Source organism: Streptomyces sp. GQ60 (assembly GCF_059758875.1).
The window spans coordinates 168456-191462 of record NZ_JCAXEG010000011.1 but is presented as its reverse complement, the minus strand read 5'-3'; the positions used below and the strand labels follow the sequence as shown (position 1 = coordinate 191462).

Annotated in this window: 20 protein-coding genes; 3 read left to right on the top strand and 17 right to left on the bottom strand. The window is 73.5% G+C overall.

The features are described from left to right. Nucleotides 1–23 precede the first annotated feature (23 nt). A complete protein-coding gene (locus AC6CKD_RS26025) occupies nucleotides 24–1190 on the bottom strand; it encodes a DUF2786 domain-containing protein (protein ID WP_498330371.1) in 1167 nt (388 codons plus the stop codon). Nucleotides 1191–1518: 328 nt separating this feature from the next. Between AC6CKD_RS26025 and AC6CKD_RS26020 the strand changes: the two genes are divergently transcribed. Beyond that, nucleotides 1519–3186 (top strand): bifunctional 3'-5' exonuclease/DNA polymerase, encoded by a 1668-nt coding sequence (locus tag AC6CKD_RS26020; protein WP_498330369.1) that lies wholly within the window; start codon nucleotides 1519–1521, stop codon nucleotides 3184–3186. Between the two features lie 42 nt (nucleotides 3187–3228). Here the strand turns inward: AC6CKD_RS26020 and AC6CKD_RS26015 are convergent, their stop codons facing one another. From AC6CKD_RS26015 to AC6CKD_RS25995, 5 genes are all read right to left on the bottom strand, one after another. Beyond that, a complete protein-coding gene (locus AC6CKD_RS26015; RefSeq protein WP_498330367.1) occupies nucleotides 3229–4500 on the bottom strand; it encodes a hypothetical protein in 1272 nt (423 codons plus the stop codon). A gap of 89 nt (nucleotides 4501–4589) precedes the next feature. Then, nucleotides 4590–5099 (bottom strand): SigE family RNA polymerase sigma factor, encoded by a 510-nt coding sequence (locus tag AC6CKD_RS26010; RefSeq protein ID WP_498330365.1) that lies wholly within the window; start codon nucleotides 5097–5099, stop codon nucleotides 4590–4592. A gap of 65 nt (nucleotides 5100–5164) precedes the next feature. After that, nucleotides 5165–5722: a GNAT family N-acetyltransferase gene (locus tag AC6CKD_RS26005; protein ID WP_498330363.1), complete on the bottom strand. Its 558-nt coding sequence runs from the start codon at nucleotides 5720–5722 to the stop codon at nucleotides 5165–5167. A gap of 65 nt (nucleotides 5723–5787) precedes the next feature. After that, nucleotides 5788–6945: a serine hydrolase domain-containing protein gene (locus tag AC6CKD_RS26000; protein WP_498330503.1), complete on the bottom strand. Its 1158-nt coding sequence runs from the start codon at nucleotides 6943–6945 to the stop codon at nucleotides 5788–5790. 101 nt (nucleotides 6946–7046) lie between these two features. Next, on the bottom strand, nucleotides 7047–7718 hold the full coding sequence (locus AC6CKD_RS25995) for a TetR/AcrR family transcriptional regulator (RefSeq protein ID WP_498330361.1): 672 nt from the start codon (nucleotides 7716–7718) through the stop codon (nucleotides 7047–7049). A gap of 113 nt (nucleotides 7719–7831) precedes the next feature. Here AC6CKD_RS25995 and AC6CKD_RS25990 point away from each other — a divergent pair, with 113 nt between their 5' ends. After that, nucleotides 7832–8464, top strand: a complete 633-nt coding sequence (locus tag AC6CKD_RS25990; protein ID WP_498330360.1) for an NADPH-dependent FMN reductase — start codon at nucleotides 7832–7834, stop codon at nucleotides 8462–8464. A gap of 14 nt (nucleotides 8465–8478) precedes the next feature. After that, nucleotides 8479–9978 carry an MDR family MFS transporter gene (locus tag AC6CKD_RS25985; RefSeq protein ID WP_498330359.1) on the top strand — a complete coding sequence of 500 codons (1500 nt, stop codon included), beginning with the start codon at nucleotides 8479–8481 and terminating at the stop codon, nucleotides 9976–9978. Nucleotides 9979–10061: 83 nt separating this feature from the next. Here the strand turns inward: AC6CKD_RS25985 and AC6CKD_RS25980 are convergent, their stop codons facing one another. The 11 genes from AC6CKD_RS25980 to AC6CKD_RS25930 form a co-directional block, all read right to left on the bottom strand. Continuing rightward, on the bottom strand, nucleotides 10062–11018 hold the full coding sequence (locus tag AC6CKD_RS25980) for a sensor histidine kinase (protein WP_498330358.1): 957 nt from the start codon (nucleotides 11016–11018) through the stop codon (nucleotides 10062–10064). A 152-nt stretch (nucleotides 11019–11170) separates the two neighbouring features. Then, nucleotides 11171–11854: a response regulator gene (locus AC6CKD_RS25975; RefSeq protein WP_498330357.1), complete on the bottom strand. Its 684-nt coding sequence runs from the start codon at nucleotides 11852–11854 to the stop codon at nucleotides 11171–11173. A gap of 23 nt (nucleotides 11855–11877) precedes the next feature. After that, on the bottom strand, nucleotides 11878–14673 hold the full coding sequence (locus tag AC6CKD_RS25970) for a M16 family metallopeptidase (protein WP_498330355.1): 2796 nt from the start codon (nucleotides 14671–14673) through the stop codon (nucleotides 11878–11880). After that, nucleotides 14663–15307, bottom strand: coding sequence for a GOLPH3/VPS74 family protein (locus AC6CKD_RS25965; protein WP_498330353.1), 645 nt, complete (start codon nucleotides 15305–15307; stop codon nucleotides 14663–14665). The genes AC6CKD_RS25970 and AC6CKD_RS25965 overlap by 11 nt, the downstream gene beginning before the upstream one ends. Beyond that, nucleotides 15249–16268: a phosphotransferase gene (locus AC6CKD_RS25960; protein ID WP_498330352.1), complete on the bottom strand. Its 1020-nt coding sequence runs from the start codon at nucleotides 16266–16268 to the stop codon at nucleotides 15249–15251. The genes AC6CKD_RS25965 and AC6CKD_RS25960 overlap by 59 nt, the downstream gene beginning before the upstream one ends. Further along, on the bottom strand, nucleotides 16265–16927 hold the full coding sequence (locus tag AC6CKD_RS25955) for a flavoprotein (protein ID WP_498330351.1): 663 nt from the start codon (nucleotides 16925–16927) through the stop codon (nucleotides 16265–16267). The genes AC6CKD_RS25960 and AC6CKD_RS25955 overlap by 4 nt, the downstream gene beginning before the upstream one ends. Then, nucleotides 16924–17961 (bottom strand): LLM class flavin-dependent oxidoreductase, encoded by a 1038-nt coding sequence (locus tag AC6CKD_RS25950; protein ID WP_498330349.1) that lies wholly within the window; start codon nucleotides 17959–17961, stop codon nucleotides 16924–16926. The genes AC6CKD_RS25955 and AC6CKD_RS25950 overlap by 4 nt, the downstream gene beginning before the upstream one ends. Then, nucleotides 17958–19745 carry an ABC transporter ATP-binding protein gene (locus AC6CKD_RS25945; protein ID WP_498330347.1) on the bottom strand — a complete coding sequence of 596 codons (1788 nt, stop codon included), beginning with the start codon at nucleotides 19743–19745 and terminating at the stop codon, nucleotides 17958–17960. Before AC6CKD_RS25945 ends, AC6CKD_RS25950 begins: the two co-directional genes overlap by 4 nt. Continuing rightward, nucleotides 19742–21022: an ABC transporter permease gene (locus AC6CKD_RS25940; protein ID WP_498330346.1), complete on the bottom strand. Its 1281-nt coding sequence runs from the start codon at nucleotides 21020–21022 to the stop codon at nucleotides 19742–19744. Before AC6CKD_RS25940 ends, AC6CKD_RS25945 begins: the two co-directional genes overlap by 4 nt. Beyond that, complete coding sequence (locus AC6CKD_RS25935; protein WP_498330343.1) at nucleotides 21019–21918, bottom strand: ABC transporter ATP-binding protein; 900 nt, start codon at nucleotides 21916–21918, stop codon at nucleotides 21019–21021. Before AC6CKD_RS25935 ends, AC6CKD_RS25940 begins: the two co-directional genes overlap by 4 nt. Then, the gene (locus tag AC6CKD_RS25930; protein ID WP_498330341.1) at nucleotides 21911–22897 is read right to left on the bottom strand and encodes a methyltransferase; all 987 of its coding nucleotides are present in this window, start codon (nucleotides 22895–22897) and stop codon (nucleotides 21911–21913) included. Before AC6CKD_RS25930 ends, AC6CKD_RS25935 begins: the two co-directional genes overlap by 8 nt. Nucleotides 22898–23007 lie beyond the last annotated feature (110 nt).

Genomic DNA, 23007 nt, shown 5'->3' with positions numbered 1-23007 from the left:
CGGGGCGTCCGTACCGGGCCGGGCTACTGCCGCAGGGAGGCGCGGCCGGCGTTGGCCACGTGCGCCCGGTCGGCGGCGGCCGTGCCGTCCTCCCAGCCCGCGAGGTCGGTCGCGCCGCGCAGCCGGGTCGTCGTGGTCCGGGGGAACATCTCCTCGGCCCGCGAGGTGACGGCGACGTCCCGGGCGACCAGGGCCGGCAGGTTGTCGGGCACCTCGGCCACCGTGTGCTCGGCCGTCTCGGCGAGACGCTGGCCGAGACGGCTCGCGTAGGCCAGGAGGAAGGACTGCCGGAAGGTCTTGGTGCGCTTGCGCCCGCCCGCCCGCTGCCCGGCCTCCGCGCGGGTCATGGCGGCGGTGCCCTGCACGAGCAGGGAGGTGTAGAGCAGCTCCACCGCCTCCAGGTCGCTCTCGAAGCCGACGACGGTGGAGAACTCGTAGGCGCTGTTCCACACGGACCGGCAGCGGTTCGCGCCCGCCACCGCGTCGAGCAGCACGGCCTTGGCCTCCTCGTACGGGGCCTCGACGCCGATCCGGCAGGCGCCGGGTATCTGCGCGGTGCCGGACTTCACCGCGAGCAGGGCCGCGTCCACGGTGTGCCGGGCCATGAGCTCCTGCGCCTTGGCGCTGAGCGCCTCCGCCTCCTCGGGAAAGGTGGTCGCCTCGGCCTTCGCGAGCAGCGCCCGGATCCGGCCGAGCATGCGGGGCTCGATGTGCGCGTGTTCGAGTACGTCGGCGGGGTCCCCCGGCAGCGGCCCGACCGGTTCGATGGACGGCAGCCGGATCAGCAGCCGGAACACCTCCAGGACGGCCCCGGCCAGGCTGAAGCGGTCGGTGCGCTCGCGCTGGACCAGCCGCTCCCCGTACTGGGGGTCGTCCCCCCACCACACCTCGGCCTCGGTCCACCGCTCGGGCAGCCGCGCGTACCGCCGGGCCTCGGCGGCGATCAGGTCCTCGGCGATCCGCAGGTGCGGCGGCTCCAGGTCCCGGCGTACGAGCCGCAGCACGTCGGCCGGGCGCCATCCGCGCTCCCAGGCCTGGCGCACGTAAGCCTCCCCGCGCGCGAGCAGCGCCTGCCCGACCCCGCCCCACCGGTCCCCCTCGGCGACGAGCACCGACGCCCCGGCGTCCAGCCCGGCGTCGTCCTGGTTGTACAGCGCGGCCTCGCAGGCCCGGTCGACGATGTCTCTCACCCCTTCAGCTTGGCATGCCCGCCTCCCCCCTCCGTCCGGCACGTCTCCAGCCGCCCGGCACGTCTCCAACCGCCCGGCGCTCGAGGACCGGGGTCCGGCTCTTTCAGCCGTCCGGCGTGTGAGGACCGGGGTCCGGGCGGAGCCCCGAGGGGTCCGGGCGGAGCCCGGTACCCCCTCCCAGCCCGTCCGGCGTTCGAGGACCGGGTCAGGGCAGCGCCCTGGGAACGGAGGAAGGGCGGGGCGGGGACAGCCCCGCGCAGCGGCACGCACACCTGTGCGGCCGCGCCGCACGGCAGCCCTGTCAGACCCCGGTGGGACACTCGCACTCATGAGCGAGCACACCCCCCGGTGGGCCCTCGCCGAGGACGGCGACGGCCGGTGGCACGCCGCGCCCCTACCCGGTCCCGGCGGGCCCACGGGCGGAGCCCGTGTCACCACCACCGACCCCGCCGAGGCGATCCGCGCCGCCCCCACCGGCACCCGCTGGGTCTGGCGGTCCACCCCCGCCGTGTACCCCCGCCTGCTCGCCGCCGGCGCCCGCGTCGAGCGCTGCCACGACATCGAGGACGCCGAGCTGCTCCTGCTCGCCCACGAAGGCCGGCTCGGCGAACCCCGTTCGGCGGCCGCCGCCTGGGCCCGGCTGACGAACGCGCCCGTACCGCCCGATCCGCCGCAGCGCGCGGCGGAGCCCGGGAGCCAGCACTCCCTCTTCGACCCCCAGCCCGCCCCCGTCCCGCTCGACGCCCTGGTGGCCGTCCACGCCGACCAGGCGAAGCGGCTCGACGCCACCGCCCACCCCGACCGGATGCGGCTGCTCGTGGCCTCCGAGTCGGCCGCCTTCCTCGTGGCCGCGGAGATGAACCGCGCGGGCCTGCCCTGGCGGGCCGACGTCCACCGGTCCCTGCTCACCGAGCTGCTCGGCGAGCGGTACGCGGGCCGCGGCCAGCCCCGCCGGCTCGCGGAGCTGGCCGACGAGGTGTCGGCGGCGTTCGGGCGGCGCGTACGGCCCGAGCTGCCCGCCGACGTCGTCAAGGCCTTCGCGGAGGCCGGGATCAAGCTGAAGTCCACCCGCCGCTGGGAGATCCAGGAACTGGAACACCCCGCGGTGGAGCCGCTGCTCGCCTTCAAGAAGCTGTACCGGATCTACACCGCCCACGGCTGGTCCTGGCTCGGGGACTGGGTCCACGACGGGCGCTTCCGCCCCGAGTTCATCCCCGGCGGCACCTACACCGGCCGCTGGGTCACCAACGGCGGCGGGGCCCTGCAGATCCCCAAGGTGATCCGCCGGGCGGTCGTCGCCGACCCCGGCTGGCGGCTGGTGGTGGCCGACGCCGACCAGATGGAGCCCCGGGTGCTCGCCGCGATCTCCCGCGACCCCGCCTTCATGGAGGTGGCCGGCCGCCCCGAGGACCTGTACACCTCCATCTCCCGCCAGGGCTTCTCCGGCGACCGCGACATGGCGAAGATCGCCGTGCTCGGCGCGGTGTACGGGCAGACCTCCGGGGACGGCCTGAAGAACCTGGCCGCGCTGCGCCGCCGTTTCCCCCGGGCCGTGGCCTACGTGGACGACGCCGCGAAGGCGGGCGAGGAGGGGCGGCTCGTACGGACCTGGCTGGGCCGGACCTGCCCGCCGCCGGCCGATCCCGAGGACGCCGAGGAGGCCCCCGACGGCTGGGTGCCGAGCTATGCCTCGACCGACGCCCGGGCCCGCGGCCGCTTCACCCGCAACTTCGTCGTGCAGGGCAGCGCCGCGGACTGGGCGCTGCTCCTGCTCGCGGCCCTGCGCCGGTCCCTCGCGGAGGCGGGGATGCGGGCCGAGCTGGTCTTCTTCCAGCACGACGAGGTCATCGTCCACTGCCCCGAGGAGGAGGCGCGGGCCGTGGCCGCGGCGATCCGCGAGGCGGGCGACCTGGCCGGCCGCCTCACCTTCGGCGACACCCCCGTCCGCTTCCCGTTCACCACGGCCGTCGTGGAGTGCTACGCGGACGCGAAGTAGGGGAGCGGCCGGCCCGCCGGTTCCTTCGCACGCCGCTTCCTCCTACTGCCCGTACTCCGAGGCCCACTTCGGGCTCGTCACGATTTCCTTCAGCCGCTGCACCGACAGCACCGGCTCCTTGCGGGTCACCGCCGACGACTGGGTCTCGGCGTTGAACGCGGACACGATCAGCCGGGACCCGTTCGGCCGCAGCGCCTCGGCGCTCCACCAGACCATGCCGGCCACGCCCTTGTCCCCCTCCCGCTGCCGGGTCAGGATCTTCGTTCCGTCCGGCAGCGTCTCGGCGGCCGTGAACAGGTCCGCCCACGTCCCGGGCTCCTCCGGGTTGTCCGACTGGATCTCCAGGCTGACCAGTGATGCGCCCTTGCCCTCGTCGAGCACCAGATAGCCCAGATCGCGCCCCGCCTCGTCCCGGCGCACGACCGGGATCCCGTCCGTGCCCAGCAGCTCGGCCAGGATGTCCACCGCCTTCGGCCCCTGGCGCGGGGCCGGACGCGGCTCGGACTGGCCGGCGGCCGGCAGGTCGTTCAGGGCCGGGTGCCACAGCGGGGACGTCACGAGCGCCTGGAGCTGCGCGAGCGTGAGGGGCGGTGTCGGACGGCTGACGGGCGTGCCCTTCTCCGCCGCCGAGTTCTCCTCGTGGGCGTCCACGATGAACCCCTGGGGGGTCACCACGACGGCGCGCCAGGACTTGACGTTCGCCCGGTGGTCGGGGAACACGTAGCCCTTGTAGAGAAGGAGCCGGGAGCCGTCCGGGAGCGTCTCCGAGGTGCAACTGTCGAATTTCGTGGTGGTCTTGGAGGGGCACTTCAGCATGTCGTCGGCCATCTCGCCCTTCGGGTCGACCCGGTTGAGGCTGAAGCCGATGCGGCTCTTGCCCTCGCCGTCGTCGAAGACCCCGGTCACCATCGGGCCCAGCTCGTGGTCCGTTCCCCGGGCCTCGACGTCGCTGAGCGTGCCCTGCGGCATGAGCTGCTTGAGCACCCCGACGAGCTGGTCGGCGGAGACGGCCCCGGTGCCGACGCGGCTGGTGTTCTCCCGCACCAACGGGCCCAGCGCGGGAGGCTCCTGCGAGGAGGCCACGTTCCCTCCGCCGCCCCCGCCGCCCCCCGGCCCGAGCAGCCCGTTCGCGTAGGCCCCGGCGGTACCGATCAGTGCCAGGGCGAGCACCGAGCCGCCGGCCACGGCCGCCCGGCGACGGGCCACCATCCGCCGTCCGCGCCGTTCCCCGGCGCCCACGAGGTCGCGGCCTTCGGCCGTGAAGCCTTCACCCGTACGCCGGAGGGCCTCACCGAGCTCGTCTTCAAAGGGCATGCGGAATCAGACCTTCCGTTCAAAGGGATCGCGGATCGAGAAGGATGGAGGAGCGTGCGCACAGGAGGAAGACAGGAGGAAGAGGAGGCTCAGCGCCCCGCGAACTCCGCCAGCGAACCGCCCAGTTGCTCCCGCAGCCGGGCCAGCGCCCGCGAGCTGCGGGTCCGTACGGCCGCCGAGCTGACGTTCATCGCGTCGGCGGTCTCCTCGACGCTGCGGTCCTCCCAGTACCGCAGCACCAGGACGGCCCGGTCCTTCGGCGCCAGCCGTGCCAGCGCCTCCAGCAGCGTCAGCCGCAGCGCGGGATCACCGCCGGCCGGTGCGCCCGCGTCGGGGAACTCCCCGACCGGACGCTCCCCGGTCGACCGGCGGCGCTGGTGCGTCAGGAAGGCACGCACCAGCACCGTCTGCGCGTACGCCGCCGGATTGTCTATCCGGGCCACGCGCGCCCAGAGCAGGTACATCCGCCCGAGGGTCTCCTGTACGAGATCCTCGGCGAGGTGGGTGTCACCGCTCGTCAGCAGACAGGCCGACCGGTACAAGTGCGCCGACCTGCCCGCCGCGAACTCACGGAACCCGTCTCTGCGTCCGTACCCCATCGGCTCCCCCTCGCGTCCGTCTCACCCCAATGACGCGACGGGAGCCCGGAATGTTTCAGCAGATCTCAGACCGCTTCGGAAACGCTCTCGGAACCCGCTCCGGAAGCCGCCCCGGAACCCGCCCCGGAGAGGTCGTGGAAGTACAGGTGGAACTCCTCGCGGGCGAACCCCTCCGCCTCGTACAGCCCCTGCGCGACGAGGTTGTCGTACGCCGTCTCCAGCTGCACGCCCGAGACCCCGGCCTCCCGCGCCCGGCGCAGCACCTCGCGCAGCAGCGCGCGGCCCGCGCCCGTACGGCGGCCGGCGGGGGCCACGTACAGGTCGCCCAGCAGCCAGGCGGGCTTCATGGCCAGCGAGGAGAACACGGGGTAGACCTGGGTGAAGCCGACGGTGCCCGCACCGGGGACCTCGGCGAGCAGGATGAAGGAGTCCCCGCCCGCCAGTCGCTCCGCCAGGAAGGCGCGCGGGCGCTCCGGGTCCTCCACGTCCACCTCGTAGAACTCCAGGTAGCCGCGGAACAGCTCGGCGGCGGCGTCCAGATCCGCCTCGCCCGCCTCGCGCAGGACCACCTTCTCCGGGTCCCCCGCCCCCCGGACTTCGCCCTGTGCCGTCCGACCGTTCATATCGCTCTCCCTCGTCCGCTCCCGCGCGCCGAATCCATTGTGCGCGGGCAGCGGGGCCGGGATGGTCAGTCCTTCCCCGTGACGGGCTGGGCCGGGAGGGTGTAGACGTGCTGCGGGGTCACGATCTTGGTGATGGCCTCGCCGAACAGCGTGCTCGGCTCCTCGCCCTCGGCGGAGATGTCGGTGTTGAGCAGCACCACCAGGGTGGCCTTCGACCGCGCGTCGTAGACGGCCAGGGTCTGGTAGCCCGGGATGGAGCCGTTGTGCCCGATCCACCCCTGGACGTTGAAGATCCCCAGTCCGTAGCCGGTTCCCGGCAGCGCCGGTACGACATCGAGGCGCTCGGCCTGGGTGGCGGGGGTGAGCAGCTCACCCGTGGCCAGCACCTTCGCCCACCGCCGCAGGTCCGGGAGGTCGGAGATCATCGCTCCGGCGGCCCAGCCCCAGGAGGGGTTCCAGCCGGCCGCGTCCTCGGTCTTCCCCGAGGCCGTCTGGTCGGTGTAGCCCTGGGCGTGCGGGGCCGGGAACTCGGCGCCGGTCGGGAACAGGGTGTTCTTCAGCCCGGCGGGTTCGACGACCTCCTGGGTGACGTAGTCGGCGAGCGTCTGCCCGCTGATCTTCTCCACGACGAGCCCGATCAGGATCAGGTTGGTGTTGCAGTAGTCGAACTTCGCGTCGGGTTCGAAGAGCACCGGGTGCTTGAAGGAGTAGTCGAGCAGCTCCTGCGGGGTGAAGGGCCGCTGGGGATCGCTGGTCAGCGCCTTGTAGAAGTCCTCGTCGGCCGAGTAGTTGAACAGTCCGCTGCGCATGCCCGCCAGCTCGCGCAGCGTGATGCGGTCGCCGTTCGGCACGCCGTCGATGTACCTGCCGATGGGGTCGTCCAGCCCGATCTTGCCCTCGTCGACCAGCTTCAGCATCGCCGTCACGGTGAAGGTCTTGGTCTCGCTGCCGATCCGCATGTTGAGGCCGTCGGTCATGGGCGCCCCGGTGGCCTTGTCGGCCACGCCGAAGGCCCGTACGTACGCTCCCTTGCCCGGCGCCGACAGGGCCACTTGGACCCCGGGCACCTTCGCCTCGTCCATCACCTTGCGGATGGCGTCGTCGAGCTGGCGCGCCACGGCCGGGGTGAGCTGCGGAAATTCGTCGGAGACGGCCGGACTGCTCGCCGCCGGGGGTGTCGGCACGTCCACCGCGTACCCGGCACCGGCCCCCACGGGCACCATCAGGAGCCCCACTGCGGCCGCTCCCACAGCCGCCCTGCGCAACCGTGTCGTGCTCACCCGTCCAACGTAGCCCCGGGGCCGGGGCCGGGCGACCGGAAGGCTCAGCCGGCCCGGTAGGCCCGCAGGAAGGCGCCCACGCCGCCCGCGATCAGACGGTCGGTCTGCTCCTTGGGGAGGGGCACCACCCCGTAGTGCGACAGCTGCGAGATGGAGTGCGCGGACAGCGTCATGAAGTGGGCGCCCGCCATCATCGCGTCACCGCGCACGTCGAGCAGCCCGGCGGCCTCGAGGCCCGCCATCGCGTGCGCGAGGGCGCGGGACACCGGTCCGGGGCCGGCGTTCACCCAGGCCTCCAGCACCTCCGGCGGCACGTGGTCGGCCTCGGCGTGGATGTGGCGGATGAGGGCGAAGTGGTCGGCGTAGTCCGTCATGAGGCCGATGATCCGGTGGGCGAAGGCGACGAGGTCGCGCTCCAGATCCTCGGGGCGGGGCGGGCGTTCGGGGTTCAGGACGGCTTCGATCTCGGCGATCTGGGCGTCGCGCACCCGTCCCGAACTCCACGTGACGACGGTGGCGAAGAGCATCGCCTTGCCGCCCGGGAAGTGGTTGTAGAGCGTGCGGGTCGAGATGCCGGCGGCGGCGGCGAGCTCGTCGACCGTGGCCCGGGCGTAGCCCTCGCGGCCGAAGACCCCGCAGGAGGCGCTCGCGATGGCGAGCTGCTTCTCCAGCTTCCTGGCATTGGTTCCCGTGGCTCCGGTGGTACCGCTGCTCACTTCGCCTCCACAAAAAAGTACAACGCACGTTGCATTTTTTACAACGCTCGTTGTAGTTTACCGGAGGAGCGGCCGTACCGAACGGCCGCCCCGCCAACGAGGGGGACCCTGCCATGCCCGACACCACTTCCGCCACCACTCCCGCCACCCCCCACGAGGAGGTGCCGCTGCGCGTCGCCGTCATCCTCGGCAGCGTCCGCGAGGGCCGTCAGGGCCCCGCCGTCGCCGACTGGTTCCTCGGCGTCGCGAACGCCCTCGGCGGCCTCGACCTCGACCTCATCGACCTCGCCGACGTCGACCTCCCGCTGGTCATGCCCGGCTGGGGCGGCTCGCCGGACCCGCGAGCGGCCGCCGCCCTCGCGGAGGTCAGCCCGCGGCTGGCCGCCGCCGAGGCCTTCGTCATCGTCACCCCCGAGTACAACCACAGCTTCCCGGCCGTGCTGAAGAACCTCATCGACTGGCACCGCGAGGAATGGCACGCGAAGCCGGCCGGCTTCGTCTCCTACGGCGGCCTCGGCGGCGGCCTGCGCGCCGTCGAGCAGCTCCGGCTGATCTTCGCCGAGCTGCACGCCGTGACCGTGCGCGACTCCGTCAGCCTGCACGGGCCGTGGTCCGGGCTCGGCCCGGACGGCGTACCGCGGGACACCGCCGTGGCCGAGGGCGCGGTCAAGGGCATGGCCGGCCAGCTGGCCTGGTGGGGCCGCGCGCTGCGCGAGGCCCGCGCGAGCCGCCCGTACCAGGGCTGAGGGGCGGCACGGGGATGCGTACGACCCAGGAACCCGGCCGGCCCGAACCGACCGCGGAGCCCGCGGAGCCCGCAGAGCCCACGGACACCGCGGACCCGGCCACCGCGTCGGGCTCATCGACTTCACCCGCGTCATCGACGTCCACCGCATCATCCGCGCGGCAGCTCCGGCGCACCGCCGGAGTCGTCATCGTCGGCTCGGTCATGTCGGTGCTCGACATGACGATCGTCAACGTCGCCCTGCACCGCCTCTCCGAGGCCTTCCGCGCACCCCTGGCGACGATCCAGTGGGCGGCCAGCGCGTACACGCTCGCGCTCGCCGCCGTCATCCCGGCCTCGGCCTGGGCCATGGGCCGCTTCGGCGCCAAACGCACCTACCTGGGCGCCCTCACCCTCTTCTCCCTCGGATCACTGCTCGCCGCGTGCGCGTGGAGCGCCGGAAGCCTGATCGCCTTCCGCGCGGTACAGGGCCTCGGCGGCGGGCTGCTCATGCCCGTCGGCATGGCCATGGTGATGCGGACGGCGGACCCGGCCCGGCTCGGGCGGGTGATGGCCCTGCTCGGGCTGCCCATCATCGTCGGGCCGGTGGCCGGTCCGGTACTCGGCGGCTGGCTGGTCGACTCCGCGTCCTGGCAGTGGATCTTCCTGGTCAACCTGCCCGTCGGGGCGCTCGCCCTGTTCCTCGCCGCGAAACTGCTGCGCCCCGACGCCGCGAGCACCCCGGTTCCCCCGCCTCGGCTGGACGTACCCGGCCTGCTGATGCTGTCCCCGGGCCTCGCCCTGCTCCTCTACGGCCTGGCACGCGGCGGGGAGGGCGGCACCTTCACCGCACCCGACGCCCTGCTCCCCACCCTGGCCGGAGCCGCGCTCGTCGCCGCCTTCGCCCGCCGGGCCCTGACCGCCCGCGAGCCGCTGCTCGACCTGAAGCTCCTCGGCGACCGCACCTTCCGGGCGGGCATCGCCACGCTCGCCCTCTTCACCTGCGGCTACTTCGGATCCATGCTGCTCGCACCGATGTACTGGCAGCAGGGCCGCGGCATGAGCGCGACGGCGGCCGGGCTCCTGGGCGCGCCGACCGGGCTCGCCGTCGGGCTGGTCATGCAGATCGCCTCCCGCCGCGTCGACAAGGTCTCCCCGCGCCGGCTGATCCGGGCCGGGATCGCGGTGGGCGCGCTGGGCATGGCCCTGACCGCCCTCCAGGCGGGCTCGCCGGATGCGGCGCCCTGGCGGTTCGTCACCGCTTCGGCCGTCATGGGCATCGGCGCCGGGATGGTCATGATGCCGACGATGACCACCGCGAGCCGGGACCTCCCCCGGCCCCGCCTGACCGCGGCGAGCACGATCCTCAGCATCAACTCCCAGATCGGCGCCTCGATCGGCACGGCCCTCCTCTCGGTCACCCTGAGCGGCGCGGGCACGACCCCGGCGGGCTTCCGCACCACCTACGCGATCGCGGCGGTCCTCCTCGCCCTGGCCCTCGTACCGGCCTCCCGACTCCCCACCCGCCATCCCTGACGGTCCCCGGCCGGCGGCCACGGCTCCACGAGTCGCTCCGGGCGGTCACCCCTGCGCCGGCCGCCGGCCGAGGCGTCGGCAGCTCAGGGCCTGGCGCCCGTCGGGAGGCGGGCGCTGACCAGGAATCCGCCGTCCTCCGTCGGGCGGGCCTCGAAGGCGCCGCCCAGGAGCTGGGCGCGCTCGCGCAGGCCGACCAGGCCATGGCCGCCGTGGGGGAGGTCCGGGTGCTGGACCGTGGGGTCGGGCGGACCGCTGCGGATCTCTACGCGCAGCCCGTCGGCCTCCTGGCGGATCCCGATCCGCACCGAGGCGCCGGGGGCGTGCTTGCGCACGTTGGTCAGCGTCTCCTGCACCGTCCGGAACGCGGCACGCTCCACGGACTCCGGGAACCGGCCCGTGAGGCCCTCGGCGACGTCCCACTCGACGGTGAGCCCGCTGTCCTCGATCAGCCGGGGGATGTCGGAGAGGCGGGGCTGCGGGCCGAGCTGTTCGCAGTTCCCGCCCGCCGCCCGCAGTACGCCCACCATCTGGCGCAGTTCGTTCAGGGTCCGGACGGACAGTTCCCGGATCGTCGCCGCGGCGTCCCGGGCCGCCGGGTCGCGGGCCACCACCGTGAGGCCACCCGCCTGGAGACTGATCAGGGAGACCTGGTGGGCCACCACGTCGTGCATCTCGCGGGCCAGCCTGACCCGTTCCGTGGCCAGTACGCGCTCGGCCAGCAGCCGGTTCTCGCGGCCCCGGCTGCGGGTGAGCTCCGCCAGGCGGGCCGCGAGTTCCCGGCGGGTGGTGACGAAGAGGCCCAGGATGATGGGCCCCCCGGCGGTCACGAACGCGTCGATGATCTGCAGCGCGACCTCCCGGGACGGGGACGGCACCGGGTTGCCGATGGGGTAGGGCAGGAAGTGGGCGGCGGCGACCAGCACCGCGCACCCCGCCAGGAGCCGGCGGTCGCCGCGCCGGCAGGCGACGGTGTACAGGGCGATGAGCGAAGCGAAAACGGTGTAGCCGATGTACAGCCCCGGCAGCGTGGCCAGCAGCACCGTCAGCGGATGGCGGTGGCGCAGCAGCAGGCCCGCGGCGGCGAACAGCGACAGTCCCAGTGCGGGACTGGGCGAGACACCGTTGACCAGCAGCGCTTCGATGGCGGCCGCCGCGACCGGGCCGATCCTCGCCGGCCACGGCGGCAGGGTGCTCAGCTCGACGCTCCGCGGCCGAGGTGCGGGCCGTCCACGAGCCCGGCGCGGTCGGCGACCACGGCGGCCTGGACCCGGTTGATTCCGCCGAGCTTGGCGAGCACGACGCTGACGTGGTCCTTGATCGTGCTGCTCGCGAGTTCCAGACGCTCGGCCGTCTGCAGGTTCGACAGGCCTTCGCCGAGGAGCGCCAGCACTTCCCGTTCGCGCGCCGTGAGCGTCTGCACCGCCTTGGCCGCCTGCTGATCCGCGTCGGTCGCGGGGTCCAGGTAGTGGTCGATGACCGTGCGGACGACACCGGGAGCCAGCACGCTGCTCCCGGTGGCCAGGATGCGTACGGACTGGACCAGGAGCTCCGGGTCCGTGTCCTTGAGCAGGAATCCCGTCGCACCGAGCCGCAGGGCGGGCCCGAGGTACTCCTCCGCGTCGAACGTGGTCAGCATCGCGACGGCGGGAAGCCGCGCCGCGAGGGCGGCCCGCAGCCCGCGCAGCACGCTCAGGCCGTCCACCTCCGGCATCCGGATGTCCAGCAGCACCACATCGGGCCGGTGCGCGACGACGGTGGCCACCGCCTGCCCTCCGCCGCAGTCCGCGACGACCTCGATGTCGCTCGCGGAGGACAGGATGAGACGCAGCACGGAGCGGACCAGCTGCTCGTCGTCCACCACGACAACGCGGATCACGGTCTCTCCTCCGTCAGGACACTTCAGCGCCTCACTCTACGGAGTTCCGTTTCGTCCGCCGGCCTCGGGCCCGTTCTCCCCACGAGCACTCCGGCCAGCGGCCGCACCGCGAAGAGTTCGCCGCCGACACGGGCGACGTCCGCCGTGCTCACCTCGCGCATCAGGCGCGGCAACCGGGCGGCCCAGTCGGGCGCCTGACCATAGGCGACCGTCCGGCTCAGGACGTCCGCCACCCCTGCCTGCGAGTCGAAGACGGACAGCAGCTGCCCCGCGCAGAAGGCGCGGGCCGCGGACACCTCGGCGGTTCCCGGCGGATCCGTGGCCATGGCCAGGGCCTCTGCCCGCAGTTCCCCGAGGGCCTCCGGTACCCACGCTTCCGGTAGCCATGCCCGTACGTACGCGCGCGGCCGGTCCCCGAGGACATCGCGCCCGGCCAGGGCCACGTAGGCCGACGTACCGCGGCGGGCGAGGCGGGCGGCGAGACGGGACCCGAAGTACCCGCCGAAGACCGCCGTCGCGACATAGCGCGCCGCCTCGTCCGGACCGGTCATCGAGGCGGGCGCGTGGAGCGTGAGGTGGGCGCCCGGGTAGTGGTCCTGGCGCACCACGAGCAGGTCCGCGCCGTCGTGGGGCCGGGAACGTTCCGCCGGGGGCTCCTCGGCGTCAGCATCGGCCGGGGTCCACGGGGCGAGGAGGTGTTCGGCGCGCGCTGCCAGCCGGGCGCCGTCCAGCGCGCCGACGGCGATCAGGGTCGCGCCCGCGGGGTTCATGACCGAGCGGTGCAGCGCGGCCGGATCGTCCAGGGCGGCCGCGGGCCGGCCCGCCAGCTGCCGGCGCAGAGCGTCGTCGGCCACGCGGTCCGCGGGGCGGAGCGGCGACGGTCCGTGCGGTACCGGCGGGGCGGCCGACGTCCGCGGCAACGCGCCCTCACGGGCCGCCGGTTCCGGGGCGGAGGCGAGATCGGCCAGGACGGACAGCCAGGTGTCCACGTCCGACGGCGCGACGTGGCCGGTCGCCTCCAGCCACTGGCCGTCGGTGGACCATTGGAGTTCTCCCCGTACGGAGGCGGCCCGCCAGGCCGTACGGGCCCGCTGGTTGAGCAGGCGCAGCAGTTCGTCCACCGCGTCGGGCCGGGTCCAGCCCAGCACGCCGAGGGGCTTCCTCAGGCGCAGCTCGACCACCGGGGTGCGGGTGTGGACGGCCACCAGCCGCAGGCCGTTGCCCAGGGTGGCGTCCGCGCCGACGGTGAGGACCGGGTCCTTGACGGGGCGCGGCTCGGGTGCGGGCCCGGGCACGCGCCGCGGTCCGGCCGGGCTGCTGCCCAGCTGCACGGCGGTGCGGTGCGGCCGGCCCGCCATCGCGGGGGAAGCGGCGGGGGGCGAGGCCGGAGGCGCTGCCAGGGGCGCGGTCGGGGAGGCGGTCGGGGGCGCTGCCAGGGGCGCGGCCGGGGAGGCGGTCGGGGGCGCTGCCAGGGGCGCGGCCGGGGACACGGCCTGAAGCGCGGCCTGAAGCGCGGCCGGGGACGCGGCCGGGGACGGTGCGGAAGCCGCGGGCGCGGGGCGGACCGCGGCTGCCGGGCGGGTGCGCACCGGGCCGGGTTCGATCACCAGAACCGCCTTGTGCGCGCGCAGCAGACCCCGCGCCGCCTCGGCCACCTGGGACGGGCCGATCTCCGAGAGCCGCAGCGGGAGCTCGTCGAGGAGCTCGGCGCGGCCGAAGAGCGTTTCCAGCCGGCCCAGCGCGCGCGTGCGGACCTGGAGGTCATCGTGGTCCCGGTGGTGTTCCAGGACCAGGGCGCCGACGGCCCGGGCCACGGCGTCGTCGCGGTCCTCACCCTCCGCCCACGCCCCCCACTGCCCCTCGATCCGTGCCAGCAGGTCCCGCGGCGAACTCCCGGCCGCCAGGCGGCCGGTGAGGACCAGGGTGTCGGGACTCCTGGCGTCCAGGGGGCCGAAGAAGCCGCAGCTGCTGTCGACGTCGCCATCGCCGGCCAGCAGCCTGGCCAGCACCCGGTGTGCGAGGTAGCCGGACAGGTCACGGCCGGGGTCGGGGAGGCGGTAGCCGACGGCGACGGCGGTCGCGGAGACCCCGGCCTCGGTGCACACGCTCCACCGGTCGGCCGCCGGCACCGGCTCGTCCAGCTCCGGGCGGGGCGGTACCGGGCGGTCGGGTATGTCCGCGAAGTGGCGCTCGACGAGTTCGAGCCCGGCACGGAGGTCGAAGCCGCCGCCGACGGTGAGGACCGCGTTGGACGGGGCGTAGTGGGTGTCGAAGAACTCGGCGCACTGGTCGGGTGTGGTGTGCCGCAGCTCCGCGATGTCCCCGTACCCGTCGTGGGCGTTGGCGTGCGACGCGTAGAGCAGGCCGGGCAGCAGCGGCCAGGGGAACCCGCCGTAGGGGCGGGCCACGGTCGCCTGGTGGATCTCCTGGGCGACCCCGTCGAGCTGCTCGGCGAGGCTGGCCGGGGTGAACCGGGGCGCCCGCATCCGGTCCGCCTCGCTGAACAGGGCCTGCTCCAGCGCCTCCGCCGGTACCGCCTGGTAGTAGTCGGTGTAGTCCTGGTGGGTGGTGCCGTTGGCCTCACCGCCCGAGGCGTGCACGTGGTCGTAGAACGCGCCGTTCGGCAGGCTCTCGCTGCCCCGGAACATCAGGTGCTCGAAGAGGTGGGCGAAGCCCTCCCTGGCGGGGGGTTCGGAACGGAAGCCGACCCCGTAGTGCACGCACACCGTCACCCGCGGGGCGCGGGGATCGGGTGCCAGCAGCACCCGGAGCCCGTTGGCCAGGGTCACCCGGTGCAGCGGCGGACGCTCACCCCGCATGGGCGGTCTCCACCGTCTCGCGGAGTTCCGGAAGGATCCTGCGCAGCGACTCGAAGGCCGGGCCGCCGCGTCCGGCCAGCGCTGCGAGCCGCTGTCCGTACGCCTTGGTCTCCGCCTCGCTGATGACGGTACGCAGACCGCCCGCCGCGGCCAGCGTGACCAGAGCGGCGTCGCGGTCGGCCACCGCGTCGGCCGGCTCCTCGCCGCGCAGCGCCCGGACGGCCTGGTTCCGCAGGACGTCGCCGGCTTCGGTGGACCGCAGGTTCACGGTCGTCACGGGGACCACGCCGCCGAGGCGGTGGGCGTCGAGACTCAGGCAGCCCGCCTCCGCGAGCCGTTCCCGCACGGCGGTGAGGGTGGGCTTCACGCCCTGGTTGATCCATCCCTTCCAGGCCAGGGGCCTGGAGCGGGCGATGAGCCCGAGCAGATCGTCGAGCGCCGGCTCTCCCGTCGGCGCCCCCTCGGCCGCGGCGGGCCTGCCGTCGGCGTCGGTGAGCAGCCCTCGCAGGGCGAGCTCGGCGAGCGCCCCGGCCCGCACCACATGGCCGATGGTGTCGGTGCTGGTGAGCTTCTGCTTATCCGTGTTCCACGCCAGCAGGTACAGGCCGGACGGAAGTGAAAGCTGATTCTGCATGGGAACCCTCCTGGGGACGGACAGGAATGAGATCGATGAGAAAGGTGAGGAACGCGGCGAACCGCTCGAACTCGACCGGGTGCCAGCCGACGTACGCGGTGTAGTCGTGCAGATGGAGGGCGACCCGTACGGCCGCGTGCCGGGGCCAGGTGGAGCCCAGCCGCCGTCCGTAGCCCTCCTGCAGCGCGTCGCTGAGGCGCTGCCACTGCCGGGCATCACCTCCCAGCTGCCAGGAGAGCTCGACGATCTCGCCGAGCGCCCAGCCCAGGTCGGAGTGCCAGGGGCCCAGGCACAGGTCCTCGCCGATGAGGAGTTCGGCGCGACCCGAGGAGGGATCGACGACGAGGGATCCCAGTCCGGGGGCGCCGTGGGTCACGACCAGCGGCTCGGTCCCGTCGCGGCGGTCGGTCCCGTCGCCACGGTCGGCCCCCTCGCGGCGGTCGCCCCCGTCCCCGTACGCCGGCGCGCACCAGGCGCGCAGCGTCGCCCAGCGGGCGGGCCCGAGCCGGTCCTTCAGCATGGCCCCCGCCTGGGCGGCCCACACCTGCGGCGCGCGGCCGCCCAGCCAGCGCTCCAGCCGGACCAGTCCGCGCGACGGGGCGACGAGCCGCGGTCCGGTGACGGGAGCCGGAACGGCGTGCAGGGCGCCGAGCAAGGCGCCCAGTTCGCGCACCGCGGGCTCCAGACCGGCGTGCGCGCCGTCCCGCAGCAGGCAGCCGGCGACGGATTCGCCGCCGCCGAGGTCGTACGTACGCTCCTGCTGCCCGCCGCCCGCGCGGCCCGGCACCAGCCGGGCGCCACCCGGGGTTCCGAGGACCGCGAGCGTGCCGTCCAGGGCGGCGTTCACCGGGGAGAAGGGCGCGGGGGCCAGCCCACCGGGGGATCTCGTCCAGCGGTGTCCCCCGCCGTCGCGGCGGGTGATCGTGGTCCGGAGCAGGCCGGTGGCGAACTCGGTCGTCATACCGTGCTCCCCTCGGCCAGCAGCGCGGCCGTCGGCGGCAGGGGCGCCGCCGCACCGGCCCGCTCGGCGAGTTCCACCCTGCGCCGCTCCAGCAGTTCGATGACGTCCGGCAGCAGCGCGGGCACCCACGCGTCGGACCGCCCGGTGGTCGCGCTCACCCCCGAGCGGGGCGGCGCGACCACGACGTTGCGCCGTGCGGTCAGCGCGGTCCAGTGCGCTTGGTAGGCGGCGCTGTCCAGGCCACCGGGCGGCAGCGCGGGCGCCACCGCGACGGGGGCGGCCGTGCACTGCGCGGCGAGGAGCGCGGGGGTGTCGGCCAGGCCGAGCGCGAGACGGGCGACGAAGTGCAGCGTCGCCGGATGGACGACCACCGCTTCGGCCCACTCCGCCCATGCGACGTGCCGGGCGTGTGCGGTGTCCTCGGGCCAGGCGTCCACGAGGACGTCACCACCGGTCCGGGCCGCCAACGAGGCCCGGCTCACGAAGCGTTCGGCGCTCCGCGTGATCACCGTCTTGATCTCCAGACGGGGGTAGGAGGCGCGGAGCCACTCCGCCCAGAACGGCAGGTCCGAGACCGAGACCGACCCGGTTCCGACCAGGAGCAGCCGCGAGACGCCGAAGTCGGGGACACCGCCGGCGGCGGGCGCCTGGTGGTTCACAGCACACCCCCGCGCGAGGCCGAGGCGAAGCGGCCGGCGTCGGCCGCAGTGCCGTCCGCGCCGGACACGGCGCCCCCCGCGAGCGCGCCGAGGAGGGTCTCCAGTTCACCGAGGGCCGTGGGCAGTCCGTAGCGCCGGCACAGTCCGGTGACGTTGAGCACGATCTCGTCCACTCCGGCCGCCCGGTACTCGTCGAGCACGGCCAGGATCTCGTCGGCGTCACCGCTGACGAAGCCGCGCCCGGCGATCACCGCCTTGGCCGACCCGGCCAGGTCGTCCGGATCGACGTCGATTCCCGACCGGCGCAGCATGTCCTGGTAGTGCGGCAGTTTCAGATGTCCGGCGTTGCCCGCGAGCAGCAGTTCCACCGGATCGCGGTCGGCCGCGCCCAGCGCCAGGGGAACCATCGCCACCAGCCGCGGCACCGGCCTCCCGGCCGTCCGGGCGCCCTCGCGGAGGGCGGGCGCGATGACCTCCCGCAGATAGCGGGGCGGGGTCATCCACGTGATGGCGACATCGGCGACCTCCCCCGCGACCCGGGCCATCCTGGGCCGCAGCACACCGAGTCCGACCTCGACGGGAGGACCGGGCTCCGGCACCAGCTCGACGTGGCAGGTGAAGTAATCGCCGTCGTGCTCGACCCGGCGTCCCGCCAGCAGCCCGCCGACGATGGTCAGGTACTCGCGTACCGCGGTGAGCGGGCTGGCGTAGGGCGCGCCGAGCACGCTGCGCTGCAGGACGGCCGCGCCCGGACCGTACCCGGCCACCACCGGATGGCCGGTCGCCAGGGCCAGCGACCGCGCCTGCAGGGCGGCCTCGTAGGGGTGCCGGAACGGCATGAGGGTCACGCCCGTGCCCACGGGCACCCGGAAGCCGGAGGCGGCCAGATGGCTGAAGGTCTGGTGGGGTTCGACGACCAGCGCCTGCCCCTGCCACAGCCGGTGCGCCGCGCTGTGCTGTACGAGGGCCGCCAGCGGCAGGGCCTGCTCCGACCTGGTCGGCATGAACGGCATCAGGACGGAGATGGTGCTCACGCGGTCTCCAGGGTGCTGAGGAGCTGGCCGGCGACCAGTTCGGTGTACGCGGGGCAGCTGCCGAGCAGACCGGTGTGCGTGCCCTGGGCGATGACCTGCCCCTGGTCCATGACGATCACCTGGTCGGCGTGCTGCACGGTCGAGATGCGGTGTGCGACGACCAGCACGGCGCGGTCGCCCGCGAGGTCGTCCACGACGCGGCGCAGCTTCCCCTCGTTGACGCTGTCGAGCTGCGAGGACGGCTCGTCCAGCAGCACCAGCCGGGCGTCGGTGAGGGCCACCCGCGCGAGCGCCAGCCGCTGGCGCTGTCCGCCGGACAGGTCGTCGCCGCCGCCCAGCACGGTGTCGAGGCCGGCCGGGAGCCGCCGGATCTCCTCCTCCAGGCCGACCTTGGCGAGCGCCTCCATGAGCGCCCCGTCCGGCAGGGCGTCCTCGCGGCCGAGGTTCAGATTCATCCGGATCGAGTCGCGGACCAGGGTGAAGCCCTGGTCCACGTAAGCGAGTTGCCCACGGAGTTCGCCGAGCGGAAGATGCCGCAGGTCGTGGCCGAAGACCTCGACCCGCCCGGAGTGCGGGGTGATGAAGTGCTCGATGAGGCCCAGCACGGTGGACTTGCCGGCTCCCGAGAGCCCGACGACGGCGGTGAGGCCGGCGGCGGGCACGGTGAGGTCCACCTCGTGCAGCACGGGCTGGTCGCCGTAGCCGAAGCTGACGCGGTCGAACCGCACCGCGGGCGCTCCGGGCCGTGCCGGAGCGAGGGCCGCCCCACGGCCGGCCGGCACGGGCTCCACGGTCTCCACGGGCAGGGCGAAGACGCTCTTGAACCGCTCCTTGGCCACCATCCCGGCTTGAATGGTGGAGGCACCCGAGGCCGCCATGATCAGCGGCGCGGTGAGCTGCAGCAGGTAGAGCAGGAAGGCGACGAAGTCCGCCAGGGCCAGGTCTCCGGAGACCAGTCGGGCTCCACCGCCGATGAGGACGGTGAGCAGCGCGATCTGCTGGCCCAGGTTGATCACCGGGACCACGAGGGACTCGAGCCTGGCCACCTCGGTGCCGAGCCGGGACAGGCTCTGCGCCCGGCCCGCCAGGACCCGCGCGACCTGGCGCTCCGCCCGGTACGCCTTGATGACGGTCAGCGCGTCGAGGGTCGTCACGAACTGCTGGGTGAGGGAACCGAGTTCCTCCTGGACGGCGCCGTACTTCCGGCGCAGGCCCACGACCACGACGGCCACGATCGCCACGGCCGTGACGAAGCCCCCCATGGTGATCAGCAGGAGCATCCAGTCCAGGATGCCCATGATGACCAGCGTCCCGACCAGGGTGATGCACGCCATCGGCAGCTGGATCGGCCCGATGTCGATGGCGCCCTTCAGCTGCATCGCGTCCGCGGTCAGCCGCGACGCCAGGTTGCCGCTGCCTTCGCGGCGCGCGTCGGACATCCGCAGGCCGAGGCCGTGGCGCATGGTGCGGATGCGGAGCCGGCAGATCAGGCTCTCGCCCAACTGGGACAGCAGATACGCGGCCAGTGCCCCGGCCGCCGCGGCGCCCACCCCGACTCCGGCCATCGCGGCGGTCGTCCAGGTGAGGCCCTTGCCCTCCTGGACCTCCCGCACCAGGGTTCCGACCACCATCGGCAGCGCGAGGGTCGCCGCCGCCGAAAGCAGCGAGAGGACGGCGATGGCCGCCACCTTCAGGCCGTTGCCCGCGGTCAGTTCGTGCAGGATCCGCAGCTCCGCGTCCTCCCCGCGCGCCCCTCCACCGGCCGCCGTGCCGTCGGTGCTCATGAGCCGGCCCCTTCACGGGCGCGCCGCAGCGCTTCCCGGGTCTTGATGATTCCGCCGTGCTGGAGGATCGCCGCCATGTAGATGCGGCCGCCGACGCGCAGCAGGACGCCGATCGCCACGGCCATCAGGAGCGCCGCCGCCACGATGTCCCACCAGGGCACCGGGTCCGCGGCCATCCGTACGGGCATCACGGCCCACGAGCTGCCGGGGACGATGGAGAAGATGCGGGTGAGGGTCGGGCTGAAATCGATGAACGGCAGCAGCGCGGCGGTGAAGCCGATCGTCTGCAGGAAGCTGACCGGGCCGGCCGCGTGCTGGATGTCCTCCTGGCGGGAGACCATGGCGCCGGCCAGGGCCCAGAGCGTGGCGAAGAGGAAGTAGCCCGGAACGAACCAGGCGATGACCAGCAGCCCGGTGCCGATGGCGTCGACTGGAGCGTCGAGCAGCCCGGTGATCAGCGCGAAGCCGATTCCGCACACCATGATCGCGGTGATCTGGGCGAGCGCGACGACCCCGATGCCCAGCACCTTCCCGGTGAGCAGGTGCCAGGACCTGACCTTGGCGAGCAGGATCTCCACGATCCGGCTCGACTTCTCCTCCAGCACGCCCTGGGCGATCCCCTGGCCGAACATCAGCATCATGAAGAAGAGGAGCATCACGCCGATTCCGGCGGTCATCGTCCGCTGGAAGTCGCGTTCCACATCCGGATCGAGGGCCGTCACCTGAAGCGGCTCGACGGTCAGGGCCTCGGCGATCTCGCCGTCCCGCAGGCCGTCGTTCCTCAGCCGGTCCACGGTGACGGTCGTGCGGTGAGCCTCCTGCACCGCCGCGCCCAGCGCCTCGGGAAGCTTCTCCTGGACGACGATCTGCCCGCCGACGAGCGCGGCCTCGGCCTTGCCCTCGTGGACCGCCTTCCGTGCGGCGTCCGCGTCGGCGTACTGGACGACCTCGATGGCGGGGCCGCCGGCGGCGCTCTGCGCCGTCAGGGCGTCCGTGAAACCGCGCTGCTGTCCGACGATTCCGACCGTGGACTTCTCGTCACCGAAATCGAAGGCGGTCTGCAGTCCGAGGGACCCGCAGAACACCACGATCATGATGACCAGCGAGACCCACATCTCCTTGCGCCGGAACTGGGTGGATATCTCGCGCTGGGCGACCATCCAGACCAGCGTGCCGCTGCTCAGCCGGTCGGCCCGGTACGTCTTCGCCTGCGCCTGGTCCTGCGTCTCTCGCTGCCCGGGCGCCTTCGTCTTCGCCCGTCGCTCCGTGGTCGTCATGACGCCACCGCGTCCCGGAAGATCTCGGCCAGGGTCGGCTCGCGCCGTGAGAAGTGCGCGAGTTCGCCGAGGCTCTGGGCCGCGGCCAGTACGTCCCGTACCGGCACGTCCTGCTCGACCTCCACCGTGACGGCCCCCTCCTCGTCCGTTTCCCGGGACACGATCCGCGCGCCGGGCAGCTCGTCCGCCCAGCCCCGTGGTGCGCCGGTCAGGGCTATCCGCAGCTGCCGGCTGCCGGCGCCGCGGCGCAGCTCGGCCACGGTGCCCTCCGCGACGACGGTCCCGTCGCGGATGATCCCCACCCGGTCGCAGAGCCGCTCCACGAGTTCGAGCTGATGGCTGGAGAAGACCACGGGGACGCCCTTGCCGCTGAACTCGACGAGGGCGTCGGCCATCGCGTCGGTCGCGACCGGGTCCAGGCCGGAGAAGGGCTCGTCCAGGATCAGCACTTCGGGGTCGTGGATCACCGCGGCGATCAGCTGGACCTTCTGCTGGTTGCCGAGCGAGAGCTTCTCCAGGGTGTCCTTGGGACTCATCTTCACTCCGAGCCGTTCGATCCACTCATCGGCCCGCCGCTTGGCGACCGCGGTGGTGATCCCGCTGAGGCGGGCGAAGTAGACGAGCTGGTCACGCGGGCGCATCGTCGCGTACAGGCCGCGCTCCTCCGGCATGTAGCCGATGCGGCGGCGGATCTCGGCATCCACCGGGACGCCGTTCCAGCGGACTTCGCCGGAGTCCGGGGACAGCAGGCCGAGCGCGATGCGCATCGCGGTGGTCTTGCCCGCCCCGTTCGCTCCGCAGAAGCCGAAGAGCTCGCCCGGACGGACCTCGAAGCTCAGCTCGCGCAGTACGTGCTTGGCCGCGAAGCTCTTGGTGAGCCGGTCGAACTCAAGCACCCGTGCCACCCGCCCCGAATTCGAGCAGCGAGCGGATGTGCGTGCCGGGCCCCTCCCAGGTGAGGGTCAGGCCCGCGGCGGCGCCCAGTTCCTTCAGCCGGCCGACGGTGCGCGACGGGGTCGGTACGGTCGCCGAGACCCAGAGATCAGTGGCCGCGGCGCTCTGGCCCGAGCTGTCCATGTCCAGGTTGATCTCGGCGAGCAGCACCTTTCCTTCGCGGCCGGCCGCCTCGCGGCACCGGCCGAGGATCTCCACGGCGCGCTCGTCGCTCCAGTCGGCGAGGACTCCGGAGAGCAGGTAGACGTCGGCTCCGGTGGGGAGCGGGTCGAAGAAGCTGCCCGTCACCGCCTCGCCGCGGTCGCTCAGACCGGCCTCCGCGATCCTGCGGGCGGCGATCTGGGAGACGCCCGGCAGGTCGAGGACGGCGCCGGTCAGGTGCGGGTGCCTGCCCAGCAGTTCGATGAGGAGCGTGCCGTTGTTGCCGCCGACGTCGATGACGCGGCGTACGCCGCTCCAGTCGTAGGCGTCGACGATGAGGTCCGCGTCGAAGGCGATCCGGGTCGGGCCTTCCTTGTCCAGCGCATCGGAGAACGCCGGGTTTCCGTTGATGTCGTCCCAGTACTCCCGGCCGAACGCGGCGGCATAGCTCGACTCGCCGGTCCGTACGGTGTGCAGGAGGCCCACGAGTCCCAGGTCGGCGCGGCCGAACAGCCCTTCGGCGCTGAGGAACTGGCCCAGGCTCTGCGCGCTGTCCCGGCGCAGGGGCCCGCCCAGTTCGGTCAGTTCGAAGGAGCCTTCGCCGTCCAGGCGGAGGAGTCCGAGTTCATCGAGGTAGCGGAGCAGCTTGGTGAGCATCACGGGGTTCGCACCGGTGCGCTCCGCGAGCGTCCGTGCCGTCAGGGGCCCGTGAGCCAGATGGTCGGCGAGCTGGAGTGCCGCGGCGGCGCGGATCGCGTTGGGCCGCAGCAGGTCTGCCATGTCCAGGAGAGTCGCGGCATGTGATCTTGTGTTCACGATTCTTGCTTCCTCATGGCCGTGACAGCCAACTCGTCTCGTCGGTACGCTGTGTGCTTCGAGCCGACGGTGGC